A 17,047-nucleotide genomic window follows, 5' to 3' on the forward strand; every position below is an offset into this window, starting at 1 on the left:
GACTCGTCAATCTCCGCTGGCAACGCCGACTCTACCTATCCACACACTAAATTTAGGGCTAAGCCAGCGGGGCGACGGTTCCCGTCGCCCCGCTCCCCCTTCGGCTACTGCGCAACAGGTCTTCAATCCTCAGCCCACCCGAAGGCGGGCTGTGACCCTGGCCTGGACCCCTTTTTCGCGCCACCCGGGAGTTTCAATCCTCAGCCCACCCGAAGGCGGGCTGTGACGAAGCCAAAACCGCCGCCGAGGCCGGGAATTTCAAGGTTTCAATCCTCAGCCCACCCGAAGGCGGGCTGTGACGGGCGCGGCGCGTTCCAGATGGGGCGGATCCGGATGTTTCAATCCTCAGCCCACCCGAAGGCGGGCTGTGACCAGAGGGGACGACCTGAAAGCCGCGCTGGTTGCTGTTTCAATCCTCAGCCCACCCGAAGGCGGGCTGTGACCACCGTGGGGGGCGAAGCCAGATCCTGAATCTGAGTTTCAATCCTCAGCCCACCCGAAGGCGGGCTGTGACGTCAACCTGGGCCAGGGCCACGTTGCCCAGCAGCAGTTTCAATCCTCAGCCCACCCGAAGGCGGGCTGTGACCCCCCGTGGCCCAGAGCCTGGCCGACGTGGATGCCGTTTCAATCCTCAGCCCACCCGAAGGCGGGCTGTGACGATGATGCCCGGGGTCAGCCCCCAGCCCACCGCAGAGTTTCAATCCTCAGCCCACCCGAAGGCGGGCTGTGACCTGCCGTTCAAGCCGGGGGTGACCCCCAGCAATCCAGTTTCAATCCTCAGCCCACCCGAAGGCGGGCTGTGACGGGATGTTGTCGCTGTCACGGGCCACCGTCCAGCTGTTTCAATCCTCAGCCCACCCGAAGGCGGGCTGTGACAGCACCGTCAGCAGACCGCTGGCGAGCAGGTGTTTCAATCCTCAGCCCACCCGAAGGCGGGCTGTGACCCGGAGACACCGGACGGACCCCGAGCCCAGGAGTTTCAATCCTCAGCCCACCCGAAGGCGGGCTGTGACGGCGGCCATGGGGTCTATGCCCTGGCCCTTGAGTTTCAATCCTCAGCCCACCCGAAGGCGGGCTGTGACGAAGCACGTCCGGGCCGTGTGGCTGAACCCCACTGTTTCAATCCTCAGCCCACCCGAAGGCGGGCTGTGACCCCAATTTGCCTTGAGCGGTGAGCGCAATAAAGAGTTTCAATCCTCAGCCCACCCGAAGGCGGGCTGTGACTGACGCGGCCAGTCAGGCCGTGCAGAAGTGGACGTTTCAATCCTCAGCCCACCCGAAGGCGGGCTGTGACCAGGTGGTCCCGTCAGCAGCCCCTCTTTGGTGACGTTTCAATCCTCAGCCCACCCGAAGGCGGGCTGTGACCTCCTGCACATACAGCCGCTCAGGCACCACCAGAGGTTTCAATCCTCAGCCCACCCGAAGGCGGGCTGTGACGCGTTTGAGCTGCTGGAAGGCGCACTCGGCCACCGGTTTCAATCCTCAGCCCACCCGAAGGCGGGCTGTGACCCCGATACGCCGTACATCACCGTGTATGCCGCAAGTTTCAATCCTCAGCCCACCCGAAGGCGGGCTGTGACTCTCGCCGGTGCAGGCCCTGGACGCGGGTGAGATGTTTCAATCCTCAGCCCACCCGAAGGCGGGCTGTGACCGCGGCGGCCAGTTGCCTGGTCCGGGCCTGCACCTGTTTCAATCCTCAGCCCACCCGAAGGCGGGCTGTGACCGTTCAGTCAGGTTGCTCATGTGGTCATCCTTTGAGTTTCAATCCTCAGCCCACCCGAAGGCGGGCTGTGACGTAGAGGTCGGGTTTTTCATCTTTGTGCAGCATGGGTTTCAATCCTCAGCCCACCCGAAGGCGGGCTGTGACCACCGTCACCGCCCAGATCGACGGGCAGACCGCCGTTTCAATCCTCAGCCCACCCGAAGGCGGGCTGTGACCGCACCCGGGGTCAGCGCCCCCATGCCCCACGTCCAGTTTCAATCCTCAGCCCACCCGAAGGCGGGCTGTGACCCGGGCCACCACGCGCCGCCTCAAAACCTTCCAAGTTTCAATCCTCAGCCCACCCGAAGGCGGGCTGTGACGTCTGCTGCCCTGAGATTGCCCAGCCGCACCGTGGTTTCAATCCTCAGCCCACCCGAAGGCGGGCTGTGACCAGGGCATTAAATTTCGCCTAAAACGAATTTTAGTTTCAATCCTCAGCCCACCCGAAGGCGGGCTGTGACCGCAGCTCTGCGCCCAGGTGCGGGCGCTGGGGGGTGTTTCAATCCTCAGCCCACCCGAAGGCGGGCTGTGACCTGCGCCGCGTGCCCGGCTGCAGCCTGCGCCCAGATGTTTCAATCCTCAGCCCACCCGAAGGCGGGCTGTGACTGGGGCGGGTCACGTCCAGCACCCCCCGCCCGTGGTTTCAATCCTCAGCCCACCCGAAGGCGGGCTGTGACCAGCGTGCAGGGCGGGCCCACGGCCGCTGACATGTTTCAATCCTCAGCCCACCCGAAGGCGGGCTGTGACTGCGCGCCCATCGTGGCCGCCCTGGTGGACCTGAGTTTCAATCCTCAGCCCACCCGAAGGCGGGCTGTGACGGCGGGGGGGGCACGCGCCCCCCATTTTCCACTAGTTTCAATCCTCAGCCCACCCGAAGGCGGGCTGTGACCCAGCAGGCCACGGGCCGCATCGACCACCGTCATGGGGTTTCAATCCTCAGCCCACCCGAAGGCGGGCTGTGACCGGGGGGGACAGTCACGCACTCGACACCGCCACCCGGTTTCAATCCTCAGCCCACCCGAAGGCGGGCTGTGACATAGTGCAACGTCCAAACTCCGCACCATCCGCCGCGTTTCAATCCTCAGCCCACCCGAAGGCGGGCTGTGACTTTGCTGACGGTACCCGCCGCCGCACCAAAAACCTGTTTCAATCCTCAGCCCACCCGAAGGCGGGCTGTGACCCCCCCCGCCGTCAGCGCCCGCAGGAACTCCGGCAGTTTCAATCCTCAGCCCACCCGAAGGCGGGCTGTGACGCTGCTGGCCGAATTTTCCCGGGTTATGGCCGATGTTTCAATCCTCAGCCCACCCGAAGGCGGGCTGTGACATCAACGAGCTGAGTATTGGCTATAGCCCCGTGTTTCAATCCTCAGCCCACCCGAAGGCGGGCTGTGACGTGCTGGCATCGACGCGCCACTCATACCCGCCGATGTTTCAATCCTCAGCCCACCCGAAGGCGGGCTGTGACCCGGTGCTGGGCGAGGTGGACGTGACAGCCACGCAGTTTCAATCCTCAGCCCACCCGAAGGCGGGCTGTGACCCATCACACAAGACGTGGCCCTGGTGTTGCTGGAGTTTCAATCCTCAGCCCACCCGAAGGCGGGCTGTGACTCGATACGGGCCGGCTGCGCCAGTCGATCGGCGTGTTTCAATCCTCAGCCCACCCGAAGGCGGGCTGTGACCACCGCTGCCCCCGCCACCACCTACACCCTGAACGTTTCAATCCTCAGCCCACCCGAAGGCGGGCTGTGACTGGCAGACAGCAACCTGCCCGGCGCCACCCGAGAGGTTTCAATCCTCAGCCCACCCGAAGGCGGGCTGTGACGCGGTGCTCGACCTGCAAACCAAGGCCATGACCGAGTTTCAATCCTCAGCCCACCCGAAGGCGGGCTGTGACCTGCTGGGCATCGAGCTGGGCGCCCAGATCCGGCAGTTTCAATCCTCAGCCCACCCGAAGGCGGGCTGTGACAGGGCTTGAGGACCGCAGGCAGCTCTGCGGGGGTGTTTCAATCCTCAGCCCACCCGAAGGCGGGCTGTGACCCCGCCCCGGGGGTGCAGTGGCTGCGCCTGAGTGTTTCAATCCTCAGCCCACCCGAAGGCGGGCTGTGACCCGATGGGGACTACTGATGCACCGCAGACAACAGTTTCAATCCTCAGCCCACCCGAAGGCGGGCTGTGACCCAACGGGCAGGTAATCGGTGCCTATCGTCCATCCGTTTCAATCCTCAGCCCACCCGAAGGCGGGCTGTGACGTGGGCGACGCGCAGGCCCGCGTGTTCGAGAAAGTTTCAATCCTCAGCCCACCCGAAGGCGGGCTGTGACGCCGGCCGGAAAAACGGGGGCGTGTACTACGCGGCGTTTCAATCCTCAGCCCACCCGAAGGCGGGCTGTGACCGGGGCATCGTGCTGGCTGCGCCACTCTTGAGGGGAAACAGTTTCAATCCTCAGCCCACCCGAAGGCGGGCTGTGACGCTGGAACAGAGGGTGCTGAACGATCTGCGCGAAGTTTCAATCCTCAGCCCACCCGAAGGCGGGCTGTGACTGGCCGCCAGCCTGCGCGCGGAGGGCCAGATCGAGTTTCAATCCTCAGCCCACCCGAAGGCGGGCTGTGACGCGCGGTCTTGTCCGCGTTCAGGGGGCTGTACGTGTTTCAATCCTCAGCCCACCCGAAGGCGGGCTGTGACGACGCCGCCCTTTTCGGTGACCGGAAAGCATGCGTTTCAATCCTCAGCCCACCCGAAGGCGGGCTGTGACGGACCACCTTACCCACCACGGCGTCAAAACGCTTGCTGTTTCAATCCTCAGCCCACCCGAAGGCGGGCTGTGACCGGCGGCCCGGGCAGCACCGCCACGGGCCCCACTGTTTCAATCCTCAGCCCACCCGAAGGCGGGCTGTGACCCCACAAGGCCCTTGGCTTCCAGGGCCTGCGCGTTGTTTCAATCCTCAGCCCACCCGAAGGCGGGCTGTGACGCCCAGGGCGCCCAGGATCACGTACACCTCTTCGGGTTTCAATCCTCAGCCCACCCGAAGGCGGGCTGTGACGCGTTTGAATCCGGCGACATGAGCGAGTTTGCCGAGTTTCAATCCTCAGCCCACCCGAAGGCGGGCTGTGACGACGGTGGGGCTGAGCACCTCGCGCTCGACCACCAGTTTCAATCCTCAGCCCACCCGAAGGCGGGCTGTGACCGCGCCGCACCCTGTACGGGCTTACCGAGACAGGGTTTCAATCCTCAGCCCACCCGAAGGCGGGCTGTGACCGCCCGGGGTGGACGCTGCCGCTTATAAGGAACTGTTTCAATCCTCAGCCCACCCGAAGGCGGGCTGTGACCCGGAGCTTACCCGGCACAATGCCCTGATTGTGGTGGTTTCAATCCTCAGCCCACCCGAAGGCGGGCTGTGACCAGATCAACCGCGACGTGGTGCGCTGCTTCGAGGTTTCAATCCTCAGCCCACCCGAAGGCGGGCTGTGACTGGCGGCCAGGGTGATGACCATCACGTTAAAGTTTCAATCCTCAGCCCACCCGAAGGCGGGCTGTGACAAGCGGTCTGTGAGGGTTTGGGCGTAGTCATCGCTGTTTCAATCCTCAGCCCACCCGAAGGCGGGCTGTGACAGTAGTTTGCCTTTTACACGTCCAGAAGGCAACTTTCCAGGCGATTTGCGCGAACCGTGCGCACAAGGAGCACAGGCCGCCGCTTCCTTCCGCGCATTTTTCTGAACCCTGCTCGCCCGGGCGACTTTTTTGGGGTCGCGCGAACCCCCCAGGGGTGAAGCCGCCGCACCAGGTTCGCGCGGCCAGCGTGGTACGCCACGGGCACCTCAAACGTCACTCGACATGACGTGTCGGGCCAGAGTTTCAAGCTCCTGCACACGAATCCAGACGGATTCGTACACGCGGACGACGGCGAAGGCCGTTGCCGCCACGGGAGTGAACCATGAACGCAATTGTCTTGATGCTGGCTCTGGTCTGGGGTGTTGGTGCTCATGCGGTGAAGGTTCCGCCTCCCACGGTGCCGGGCGAGACCCAGCCGTTACCGCGGCCGCAGGATGAAGGCACCTATCCTGTGGGCGGCTAAGCAGCGGGGAGCACGGGGCGAGGGCATACCACCCTCGCCTCTACACTGGGGTGGTGCCGGTCTTTGACGAAGTGACAGAGCAGCTTGGCCATCTGGTCCAGCAGGGCGACTGGGAACGGGTCAGACTCCACGCCGATTGGGCGCTGCGCCACCTGCAAACTCGCGCGGATGGACTGGCCCTGGCCGAAGCCCTTCACGGTGTTCCCGCCCACTTTCACCAGGACCGTGGATGGGCCGAGGTTCTGGGCAGCGTGGCGTACCGCACTGGAAACCTGCAGGCCCTGAAGGAGGTCCTGGCCAGCTGGCCGCCTGCCACCTTTCCGGCCCTGGAAGCCTACGCCGCACTGCTGGGCGGCCATGTCCAGCAGGCCCTGACCCTGAGCGCGGCCTGCCCTCCAGACGACGCCATTGCCGCGCGCGTCTGGCCCCGGGCGACCTATGAAGCCAGGGGCGACTGGCGCGCGGCGTACGGCGCCGTGCTGGGCCGCCTGAGGGGGCGGGACCGGGCGCTGGTCCGCACCGAGTACGCCCTCTCGCTGGCAAACTCGGGCGACGACCTCGCGGCCCGCACGGCATACACCACCGCCGCCGCCGAATACGGAGCCGACGCCTGGGGCCGCGCCTCTGCCCTGGCCAACCGGGGCATGACCTGTGTGCGGCTGGACGACCTGCGGACAGCCGAGCGGGCCCTCACCGAGGCGCTGCGCCTGACACGCCGGCCCGAAGCCGCTGAACACCGCGCCCTGGTCTGGCGCGGACTGGGGGCCGTCTGGCGGCGCCACGGCGAGTACGCACGCGCCCTGGTGGCCTTTCAGCAGGCGGGGCAACAGCTCAAGGACCTGCGCGCCGAATTACCGCTGGCTGTCCGAGGGGCGGCCCTGTGCCTGATGCTGCGCGCTGAGGTGGACGCCGCCCTGGACGCCCTGTCCACCGCCCTGGTGGACCTGGGGGTGGACAGCGGCGCCCCCCACCGCCTGCACCTGGATCTGGCAATGGGCATGGCCCTGAACGGGGACATAACGGGCGCGGCGCAGGCCCTGAGCCTGGCCCAGCTGACCACGGCCGATGACCGGCTGGCCGCCGCCGTGGTGACCGCCGACCTGCAGCGTCAGCGTGGGAAGGCGGTGCCCCCTGGACCCCCACCTGGCCGCGCCGCCTGGACCGAGGAACTCGCCTGTCTGTTTCCCGAGCTGTTCATGGCGTGGGGAAGGTCCGTTCGGCGGCCTGAATGGCGGGTGCAGGTTCAGGCCGCTGGCCCGGTTGAGGTGCGGATGCACGGCGAGAAGCTGCCGCTGCGGCCCGACAGTGACGCGGCGGCCCTGCTGGTGTTGCTGCTGCTGCACGGCGGCACCCTTAACCGTGAGCGGGTGACAGAGGAGCTGTTTGGGGGGGCTTCCCTGGACCGTCAACGGCGGCGGCTGGCCGAGGCCGTGCGGCAGCTGCGCCTGGCCTTCGGGTGGCCAGAGGCCGTGTGCGCTGACGGCCATGTGCTGGCCCTCTCGACAGAGCCGACCTGGCTGCCCCTGACCGTGCCGCCCCCGGCCCAGGCCAGCCTGTTCTGTGCCGGCCGGTACGACAACTGGGTTCAGGAGTGGCGCGAAGTCCAGGATGGGGCGCATGTTATTTGAGTAAGTGGAGCTCACTTTATTTAAGTCCATTTTTGGCCTTTAATCTTTCCCGCCACCCCTGACATGGCCACTTGTCATGCTGCTGGCATGGACCTCGAAACGCTTGGACAGGCGCAGCGGCTGTTCCTGCTGGCCGGCTTGCTCCGGGCCCGGCCGATGACCATCAAGCAACTGGTCCTGCACTTTGCCCCTGACCTGTGCCTGGACAGCCAAGAATGGCGGCGCGCTGAACGCATGATGCAGCGTGACGTGCAGACGCTCGCCGAGTTGGGCGAGCAGGTCGTTTCGACCAAAACCCGTCCACCCCGGCACCACATCAAACACGCGCAGCAATCGCTCACAGCCACCGAACTGCTGATTTTTCACGCGGCCCTGCGCCTCACCTACCACCGGGCGACGGGCGAAGGCGAGGCCCACAAACGCGCCATGCAGCGCATTATCGGCTGGCTGCCCGAGCATCTGCGGGAGGTGACCACCCGCAGCCTGGGCGATATGGGCAAGCGCCGGCGCACCCCCGAAGACCTGAACCTGCGCCACGCCGCTGACGCCTGGACCGGCGGGCATCCGCTGCGGTTTCTGTACAAGAAGCCCGGGGGCAGCGGTCAGCTTCGCCCCAACATCATTGAGCCGTACTTGATCGAGCCTCACCCGCAGAACCTCGACCTGTACGTGATTGGCCGGGAGACCACGTTTCACAACGCCGTTCGCACCTTCAAGCTGGCGCGCATGCAGCAGCCAGAGGTGCTGAGGGGCGAGCAGTACCGCATCCCTGCCGATTTTCAGCCGCGCGAGTTTCTCGAATCGGCCTGGGGCATTGTGGGGGCGCAGGGCGGCCGGAAAGACACCATTCACCTGCGGTTTCGCGCCGATGCCCGCTACCGCATCGAGGAGGGCGGTTACCCGCACCTGAAACACGCCCGCGACCCCAACCCCGACGGTTCACTGAATGCCACCCTGCAGGCCCCACCCGACAGCAGCGGTCTGCCGCGTGAAGCCCTGGCCTGGATTTTCAGTTTTGGGCCACGGGTGGAGGTGTTGGGCCCGGCCCATCTCCGCGCCCACTGGCTGAACGAGCTGCGGGAGGCCGCTGCACAAGGAGACCACGCATGAGCACCTACATGGGCCACAGCCCCAGCCAGGAAAACCCGGAGTGGCAGACCATCAAGGACGTTTCGGCATGACCTGGGCCGGTAACTACTGGGCGCACACGCCAAGTGAAGGGAGTGGCGGGAAGCCCCACGACCTGAAAACGCATCTGCTTGACACTGCTCAACGTGCCAGAAACTACGCAGAAGTGTTTGGGGCGGGCAATCTGGCGTATCTGCTGGGGATTTGGCACGACCTGGGCAAATACAACCCAGAGTTTCAGCAGTATTTGCGCGACGCCCAGGCTGCTGAGGCGAAAGGAGAAGATTTGGGCCGCAAAGGGCCTTCCCATGCTATATGGGGCGCGACCTTACTTTTGTCCAGATTGGCTGAGCATCCGCAACGCACGACGTTCATGCTGCCCGTGCTTGGCCACCATGCCGGGCTGGAGAATGCGGGGGAAGGCGAGGAAAAAATTGCCGCCGAGCCTGATTTTGACGAGCGGATGGACGCCATGGCGCAGGCCATCAAAACCTTCGGCCTCTACCCAGCAGGCGCGCCGGAAAAGGTGCCAGAAGCGCCATTGAAACAGGAACTGTTCACGCGCATGGTGACTTCAGCCCTCGTAGACGCCGACTTTCTCGACACGGAATTTCACTTTGGAGAGGAGCGGCCGAAGGCCAGACAGCATGACCTCGACATCCATGCTCTCTGGGAACGCTTCGAGGTGGGACGGAAGCGACTGCTAGAGAAGCAGCGCATTTCGGGGAAAGAGACCGCTGCCGAAGTGCAGGCAGTGAGAGACGAGGTGTACGCCGAGTGTTTGAAGGCGGCGACAGGTAAGCCGGGGATCTACCGACTGACTGTCCCGACAGGCGGTGGCAAGACGCTCAGTGGGCTGGCTTTCGCACTGAAGCACGCCCTGCGCAATGAATTACGGCGCGTTATCGTCGCCATTCCCTTTACGAGCATCATTGACCAGAACGCGGAGGTCTACCGCGATGTGCTGGGCGCGGATGCCGTGCTGGAGCACCACAGCGCCGTGCAACCGGCTGACAACAAGGCTGAGAAGCAAGATGCCCACACGCTACGCCTGCAACTGGCTGCAGAAAACTGGGACGTACCCCTTGTTTGCACGACTTTTGTGCAACTGTTCGAGTCGCTGTTTGCCCGTAAGACCAGCAAGCTCCGCAAGTTGCACCGCGTCGCCCGCAGTGTGCTGGTGCTGGATGAGGTGCAGACCCTCCCGCCGGAACTGCGCGGGCCAACCCTGGACGTGCTGCGAACGCTGGTGGACGACTATGGCGTGAGCGTGGTGCTCTGCACCGCGACGCAGCCGGCGTTTGAGGCCGACGCGCTAACCGATGCTTTCAGTGACTTGCCGCAGACAGAGATTGTGCCGCAGTACGCTGAGCATTTCGAAGAGCTGAAGCGGGTGCAGTACAGCCTTCACCGGCAGTATCCGCAGCCCGTTCCTTGGAAAGCCCTAGCCCTGGAACTGAAGGCTGAGCCGCAAATCCTGACCATCCTGAACACCCGGCGGGACGCCTTGAGCCTGCTGCACTCTCTTCAGGAGGAAAAGGCCAAACACCTCTTTCACCTCAGCACGCTGATGTGCGGTGCACACCGCAAGGACGTCCTTAATACCATCAATGAACGCCTGAAGCGGAAGGCTGAAGTTCGGCTGGTAAGCACGCAGGTGGTCGAGGCCGGCGTAGACCTCGATTTTCCTGTGGTCTACCGCGCCCTCGCGCCACTTGACCGCATTATCCAGGCGGCGGGCCGCTGCAATCGCAACGGCAACGGCCCGCGCAAGGGCCGCGTCGTCATCTTCCAGACGGTAAGCGGCAAGGCCCCGCGCGGTCCCTACCAGCAGGGCATCGAGAAAGCCCGAACCATCTTGGAAACCGTGAAGGACATAGACCACGATCTGAACGGCACGGATATTCTCCGGCGTTACTTCAGCGATCTCTATGCGGACGTTCTGCCTGACAAACCGGGGGTGCAATCACTCCGCAGACAGCAGGAGTTCAGGAAAGTGGCCCAGGCTTACCGCCTGATTGAGAACGACACTGTGAGCATCATCGTCCCGTATCGCGATTTCCAGCGCGCGCTGGAACAGTGGCAGCGTTTCCCCAGCCGCAAGAGCTGGCGTGCCCTGCAACCGTATGTGGTCAGTATTTACACCCACGAGGCCCGTCAATTGGAAAAGGCGCACGCCATTCGTGAACTGGAGGAAAACATCTACCTGCTTGAGGCGATAGGAGGATACGACTCCCTGGTGGGGCTGCCCATAGATCGTGACCCCGCCGACCTGATTTACATGACGGGCGGAAGCAATGTGCTCTGACAGAGGAGGTCAATATGCATGATCTGTCGGTTTGCCTGCGCGTGCGGGGCGATTACGCCCTGTTCAGCAGGCCGGAATTCAAGGTGGAGCGCGTTTCTTACCCGGTGATCACCCCCAGCGCAGCGCGGGGGGCGCTAGAGGCGGTGTACTGGAAACCGGAGTTCAAGTACCGTATCCGGCGCATCGGTGTGGTGAAGATCGGTTCCACGGCTACTGTCCTGCGAAATGAACTGGGCACGCGCCAGGGCAAGACGCCTGTGTTCATTGAGGATGACCGGCAGCAGCGTTCTAGCCTGCTGCTCAAGGACGTGGAGTACCTGATTCACGCGGACATCGTATTGCAGCCACACGCCTATGCGCAGGCGAACGGCGTCAATCTGCTGATGAAGCACACAGAATGTTTCAAACGTCGGGCGCAGAGCGGTCAATGCCGCCATCAGCCCTACCTGGGCACCCGCGAGTTCAGCGCCGAGTTCGAGGCCGCCACCTCGGATGAACAGCCGGACAGAGGCCTCAATCAGCGCTTGGGGAATATGCTGCTGGACATCGCCTTTGTGCCGAGCAAGACCCGCAAGGAAATGCAGTTCAAGCGCCATGACGGCAAAAAGTGGGACGTGGCCGACGGGTATATGGAGGCCGTTTACTTCAACGCGGACCTCAAGGACGGCTGGGTGGACGTCGTGACAAATACGGCAAATCCCTACGCTCGCTTGGACGCCCTGGAGGGCCGCCATGCTTGATGCCCTGGTGAAGCACGCCCGAGACGAGGAGTTCAGTAAATCGTTGCCCCCGACGGGCTTCTATAACTACTCCCAGCCGATTCGCTGGGTGGTACAGATCAGCGAGAGCGGCGCGCGCCTGGAGGAGGCTGACCTGTCAGGCCTTCTATTCGCGCGGCCCTACACGGGACGAACGAGTGGCATAGACCCGCATCCACTGGCCGATGAGGCGTGTTACGCGCTGGGCGTCAGCGTGGATGACAAAGGCAAGGTGGATGATCGCGCCGCTGAGAAGCACACCAAGTTTTTGACCCTCCTCGACAAGATGGAGGATGCCCCACAACTGGACGCCGACATCAGGCAAGCCATTGCCCAGGTGAAGAAGGCAGTGGCAGGCGAATGGCTGGCGGACGACGCCCGCTGGGCCGAGGTGAAATCGAAGGACTGGGTGGCCTTCCAGGTGCAGAGCGGCCCACTGGCCGGAAAGAAGCTCTTTCAGTTGCCTGCCGTACAAGCTTTCTGGGTGGCAGAGGCACAGGAGCGTATCGCTGTCAGAGACGACAAGAAAGAAATGATCACGGGTGAATGCGCTGTTTGTGGCGAGGTCAAACCACTTATCAGCCGCATTCCGGTTGGCGTGAAGCTTATCAGCAAGCCAGGGCCACTGCACTCGCTGAATAGCAATGCCTTTGTATCGGGCCGCACTGATACGGGCGGGCACAACAACCTTTGCTACGAGTGCGCCGATACAGCTTCGCGCGTCTTCAATGCCCTGGCAAGCGACAAGCAACACCGCCGCATCATCGTCATGGACAAGGTGGGCAAGCAGGTCAAATTGGATACCCTGCGCAATCAGGTTGCGCTTTTCTGGGTGGAGAAGGGAAGGCCCCTGCACTCAGCAGAGGACTTCAGTTTTCAAGGCGCTCTCGGCAGTTCATACGGCGAAGGCGCAACAGAAACCAAGGCGTCAGAATCATTTGATTTTGAGAGCGCGCTGGGCGACCTGATGCGTCCGCCTGTGGCCGATGACAGCGACTCGGACAGCGACAATGACGAACAGCCCAAGCCGAAGGTCAAGAAAGGCACGAAAGCAGCAGCCAGCGCCCCTGCGCCACCTAAACCGGAGGCGCGGCTCAGTCAGCTCTCCAGTCTCTTGAACATCCAGAACGCCGCTGGGCAGCACCTCACCTTCCTGGATGGCAGCAAATTCGCCCTGGCAATTTTCAGTCCGAATGTGGGGCGCACAGCCCTACGGGAATGGCTCTACCTCGACCTGGGCCGAATGCTGCCGCATGTGCGGGCCTATCTGAACGCCACCACGATCAACGACGCATGGGGGAAGCCCGGCGACCCACATCACATCAACGCGCTGATGGAGGCGCTGGGCAGCAAGAACGCCAACCTGACCCGCGACCTGATCCGCACAGCTTATGAGGGGGTAAAGCCGCCGCTAGAGATGCTGGCGCAGGCGGTACAACGGTTCAGAACACTGACGGTGAAGGGGGCGCAGGACAGGAAGAAGGACGAATGGGAGCGTCAGCGGCACCTGAAGACGCTGGCAGCAGCCCTGAAATTTTCGCTGTATTACGCCAAGACGGCGGCAGAAGGAGGAGCGAAGTTCATGACCGGACTGGAAAGACTGGAATCTGACCCCGCATATCTGTGCGGGCGGCTGCTGGCCGTGCTGGAGGAAGCCCAGCAGGTGTACAGCTACCGCCAGAACAGGAAGCGCCTCAAAACCACGGGCGTACAACGGAGCTTCGGCGCGGCGTCGGCATCCCCGGCGGGGATCTTCCCAAAACTGGTGAAGCTGGCGACTGTGGCACACCTGCCCAAAGCGGGCCGTTACCTGAATGAGGAAATGGAGGGGCTGGTGCGGACGCTGGTGGAGCGGGGGGGCTACCCCATGTCCCTGAATGTGGAGGGTCAGGGCCGCTTTGGGCTGGGTTACTGGCACCAGCGCGGCGATATCCGTGCCAATTGGACGCCCGAACAGAAGACCGCCGACGAGCAGGCCGAGAACGCTCCCGAAGGAGATGAAGCATGACGACCGAAGTGAAGACCGCTGCCATCAGTGACCCCACCGTCCGCCACGAATTTGTCCTGCTGTTCGACGTGACCAACGGCAACCCCAACGGCGATCCGGACGCCGCAAATGCACCGCGCACCGATCCGGAAACGCAACTGGGCTTCGTGACGGATGTGGCCCTTAAGCGCAAAGTCCGTGATTACCTGCTGCTCTCAAACTCACAGCGCAGCAACCCTATTGAGGTCTTCATCCAGAGTAAAACGGCATTGAACTCGGCCATTGAGGCGACATCCAAAACGCTCACCCCGGAATTGTCCAGCGATGAGAAGAGCGGCAAAAAGTCCATCCCGCGCCTGCGCGACGCCATGTGCGCGCAGTTCTACGACATCCGCATGTTCGGCGCGGTACTGTCCACCGGCAAGCTGAATGCCGGGCAGGTGCGCGGCCCCGTGCAGATCACCTTCGCCCGCAGTATTGACCGCGTCCTGCCCATTGACGTCACCATCACCCGGCAGGCCCGCACCACCGAGGAACGCATGGAGACGGGCAGCACCGAGATAGGTCGGAAAAGTGTGCTGCCGTACGGGCTTTACCGGGCGCATGGGTTTTTCAACCCTCTTTTGGGCCGCGCCGTGACCGAAGGTGGCACAGGCGTAACGACAGACGATCTCAACCTGTTCTGGGAAGCGCTGACCAACCTGTTTAATCTGGACCGCAGCGCCAGCCGGGGCGAAATGGCTGTACGGGGTTTATACGTTTTCAGCCACGAAAACGCTCTGGGCAAGGCACCGGCGCACAAGCTGTTCAAGCTCATTGAAGTGCCCTCGTTGGGGGACGGTGCAGCACCGCGCCGCTTTGAGGAATACAGCGTTGCTCGGCCAGCCGAAGGACCTCTGGACGCTTACCCCGGTGTCATGCTGACTGTCTTGGCGGAAGGCTAACTCTTGAGGCCGGGCGATCAACCCGGCCTGCTTCCCTTGCCGGAGGGGCCTATGGAAGAGGTGATGCTCTCGGCGCTGCAGCATTTCGTGTTCTGCCCGCGCCAGTGCGCCCTGATTCATGTCGAGCAGGTGTGGGCCGAAAACGAGTTCACGGCGCGCGGCCAGCAGCACCACGACCGGGCGCACGGCGGCGGCACCGAGGAACGCGGCGGCGTGCGCACCCTGCGCGCCCTGCCGCTCGTCTCGCGCCAGCACGGTCTGGCGGGCGTGGGTGATGTGGTCGAACTCTTACCCGACGGCTCGCCGCGTCCAGTCGAATACAAATCAGGCCGTGCCAGGCCCCGCCTGGCCGATGAGGTGCAGCTGTGCGCCCAGGCCCTGTGCCTGGAAGAGATGTTCGGCGTGTCCATTCCCGAGGGCTTCATCTACCACGCCGCCAGTCACAAACGCCGGGTGGTGGCGTTCACGCCTGCCCTGCGTCAGGCGGTGCTGGACGCCCGCGACGGGGTGCGCGACCTGCTGCGCCGTCAGACCCTGCCCCCGCCCGCCGCTGATGACCGCTGCCTGCACTGCAGCCTGCTGGAGAGCTGCGAACCCTTTGCCGCCCGCGAGTTCCCGCGCGGCTTTGACCCGTTCAGCACCACCCTGGAGGACCCATGAGGCAGCTACTCAACACCCTCTACATCCAGACCCAGGGCACCTACCTGCACCTGGACACCGACAACATCCGCGTAGAGGTGGAGCGCGAGCGCAAGGCCATGATTCCGCTGCACCACGTGGAGAGCGTGGTGGTCTTTGGCAACGTCCTGCTCTCGCCCTTCCTGATTCACCGCTTGGCACGCGAGCACAAACCAGTGACGTGGCTAACCGAACATGGTCGCTTCATGGCCCGCACCGAAACGCCGGTCAGCGGCAATGTGCTGCTGCGGGTGGCCCAGCACGGCTGCGCGTGCGACAGGGCACGCACGCTGGCGGTGGCGCGCTTTATCGCGGCGGGTAAGCTGCAGAACCAGAAGACCACCCTGCTGCGCTCGGCCCGCGAGGCGCTGGGCAACGACCCCGAACTGCTGCGGCAGGCCGCCCGCGACATTAACGGCCAGATTGGCTGCCTGCCGCTGGCAGAGACAGTGGACGAGGTGCGCGGCATTGAGGGTACGGCGGCGCGCGCCTACTGGGAGGTCTTCCCACTGATGCTGCGCGCCAATCGCGACTTCTTCTGGCTGACCGAGCGCACCCGCCGCCCGGCCCGCGACGCCATCAACGCCACCCTCAACTTCGTGTACACCGTGCTGGCCAACGACTGCGCCAGCGCCTGCCAGGCAGTGGGCCTGGACCCGCAGGTGGGCTTTCTGCACGCCCTGCGCCCGGGGCGCAGCAGCCTCGCGCTGGATCTGATGGAAGAACTGCGGGCGGTGGTGGCGGACCGGGCCATCATCACCCTGATCAACCGCCAGCAGCTCACGCCGCGCGACTTCGTTCTCCACGAGGGCAACACTGTGACGATTAAAGATGAGGCCCGCAAACTCATCCTGGCCCACCTGACCGAACGGCGCAAGGAGGAGGTGACGCATCCGCTGACGGCCCGCAAAACGCCGCTGGGCCTGGTGCCGCATGTGCAGGCGCGTCTGCTGGCCCAGCACCTGCGCGGCGACCGGGCCCACTATCCGCCCTACCTGCACCGCTGATGCTGGACTTTCTGGTGTGCTACGACGTGAATACGGAAACGTCCGCCGGGCGCCGCCGCTTGCGCCGGGTGGGGAAAGTCTGCACCTCGCACGGGCAGCGGGTGCAGAACAGCGTCTTTGAGGTCAGCGTGACCGATGTGCAGTTGCTGACCCTGCGTGAGCGCCTGCTGGCTGAGATGGACCCCACCGAGGACAGCATTCGCCTGTACCGCCTGCGCCAGCCGCGCGACAAATTTGTCGAGGCATACGGACGGGACCGGTACGTGAACTTCTCTGACTCCCTGATTCTGTAACTTTGCCCTGCGCGAACCCCCCGCGACGGAAAACCGCCGGGGGGTTCGCGTTGTTCCTGACTCGCGTCTGGGACGGGTTGCATGACAACTTGGAAAGGCATTAAAACCTGAGGCTGGAAGCGTAAAAGAGGGTTCGCGCAGGAGAGCCGTTTTGTGATGTCCTGGCGCGGGCCGAGGATTGAAACGCGGGGGTCATGTACATCCTGCTGGGCCTGCGCCAGTCACGGCCCGCCTTCGGGTGGGCCGAGGATTGAAACTCTTCGGGAACGGCTGGACGCTGCCAGGTACTCAGTCACGGCCCGCCTTCGGGTGGGCCGAGGATTGAAACTGGCCACCCTCGGTGTAGAACACCACGTCACCCGGGTCACGGCCCGCCTTCGGGTGGGCCGAGGATTGAAACGATGGTCAGGCCGGCATTCACGGCCACCGGACCCGTCACGGCCCGCCTTCGGGTGGGCCGAGGATTGAAACGAGCGGTACGGC

Annotated in this window: 10 protein-coding genes and 2 CRISPR repeat arrays (1 of these 12 cut by a window edge); all 10 genes read left to right on the forward strand. The window is 63.9% G+C overall.

Annotated features, from left to right (window positions below; all coding sequences use genetic code 11):
* Nucleotides 1-119 precede the first annotated feature (119 nt).
* Nucleotides 120-5,370: direct repeats of the CRISPR family, unit length 37 nt; unit sequence GTTTCAATCCTCAGCCCACCCGAAGGCGGGCTGTGAC.
* A gap of 322 nt (nucleotides 5,371-5,692) precedes the next feature.
* The 10 genes from C8263_RS19385 to cas2 all read left to right on the forward strand — a co-directional run bounded on the left by C8263_RS19385 (nucleotide 5,693) and on the right by cas2 (nucleotide 16,564).
* Complete coding sequence (locus C8263_RS19385) at nucleotides 5,693-5,833, forward strand: hypothetical protein (protein ID WP_158263842.1); 141 nt, start codon at nucleotides 5,693-5,695, stop codon at nucleotides 5,831-5,833.
* Between the two features lie 53 nt (nucleotides 5,834-5,886).
* Complete coding sequence (locus C8263_RS16800) at nucleotides 5,887-7,461, forward strand: tetratricopeptide repeat protein (protein WP_107139290.1); 1,575 nt, start codon at nucleotides 5,887-5,889, stop codon at nucleotides 7,459-7,461.
* A gap of 87 nt (nucleotides 7,462-7,548) precedes the next feature.
* Nucleotides 7,549-8,571, forward strand: a complete 1,023-nt coding sequence (locus tag C8263_RS16805) for a helix-turn-helix transcriptional regulator (protein WP_158263843.1) — start codon at nucleotides 7,549-7,551, stop codon at nucleotides 8,569-8,571.
* A 67-nt stretch (nucleotides 8,572-8,638) separates the two neighbouring features.
* Nucleotides 8,639-10,897: a CRISPR-associated helicase/endonuclease Cas3 gene (locus tag C8263_RS16810; protein WP_107139292.1), complete on the forward strand. Its 2,259-nt coding sequence runs from the start codon at nucleotides 8,639-8,641 to the stop codon at nucleotides 10,895-10,897.
* A 14-nt stretch (nucleotides 10,898-10,911) separates the two neighbouring features.
* Complete coding sequence (cas5c, locus tag C8263_RS16815; RefSeq protein WP_107139293.1) at nucleotides 10,912-11,637, forward strand: type I-C CRISPR-associated protein Cas5c; 726 nt, start codon at nucleotides 10,912-10,914, stop codon at nucleotides 11,635-11,637.
* A complete protein-coding gene (locus C8263_RS16820; RefSeq protein WP_107139294.1) occupies nucleotides 11,630-13,663 on the forward strand; it encodes a type I-C CRISPR-associated protein Cas8c/Csd1 in 2,034 nt (677 codons plus the stop codon). The genes cas5c and C8263_RS16820 overlap by 8 nt, the downstream gene beginning before the upstream one ends.
* Nucleotides 13,660-14,586: a type I-C CRISPR-associated protein Cas7/Csd2 gene (cas7c, locus tag C8263_RS16825; RefSeq protein WP_107139295.1), complete on the forward strand. Its 927-nt coding sequence runs from the start codon at nucleotides 13,660-13,662 to the stop codon at nucleotides 14,584-14,586. Before C8263_RS16820 ends, cas7c begins: the two co-directional genes overlap by 4 nt.
* Before the next feature lie 51 nt (nucleotides 14,587-14,637).
* Nucleotides 14,638-15,246, forward strand: a complete 609-nt coding sequence (cas4, locus tag C8263_RS16830) for a CRISPR-associated protein Cas4 (RefSeq protein ID WP_107139296.1) — start codon at nucleotides 14,638-14,640, stop codon at nucleotides 15,244-15,246.
* Entirely contained in the window at nucleotides 15,243-16,271 is a 1,029-nt protein-coding gene (cas1c, locus tag C8263_RS16835; protein WP_107139297.1) for a type I-C CRISPR-associated endonuclease Cas1c, read from the forward strand. Before cas4 ends, cas1c begins: the two co-directional genes overlap by 4 nt.
* Nucleotides 16,271-16,564, forward strand: coding sequence for a CRISPR-associated endonuclease Cas2 (cas2, locus tag C8263_RS16840; protein WP_199188439.1), 294 nt, complete (start codon nucleotides 16,271-16,273; stop codon nucleotides 16,562-16,564). Before cas1c ends, cas2 begins: the two co-directional genes overlap by 1 nt.
* Nucleotides 16,565-16,784: 220 nt before the next feature.
* A CRISPR array of direct repeats spans nucleotides 16,785-17,047; the repeat unit is 37 nt; unit sequence GTCACGGCCCGCCTTCGGGTGGGCCGAGGATTGAAAC; it runs 2,682 nt beyond the window's last position.

The sequence above is a fragment of the Deinococcus arcticus genome, assembly GCF_003028415.1.
Lineage (GTDB): Bacteria > Deinococcota > Deinococci > Deinococcales > Deinococcaceae > Deinococcus > Deinococcus arcticus.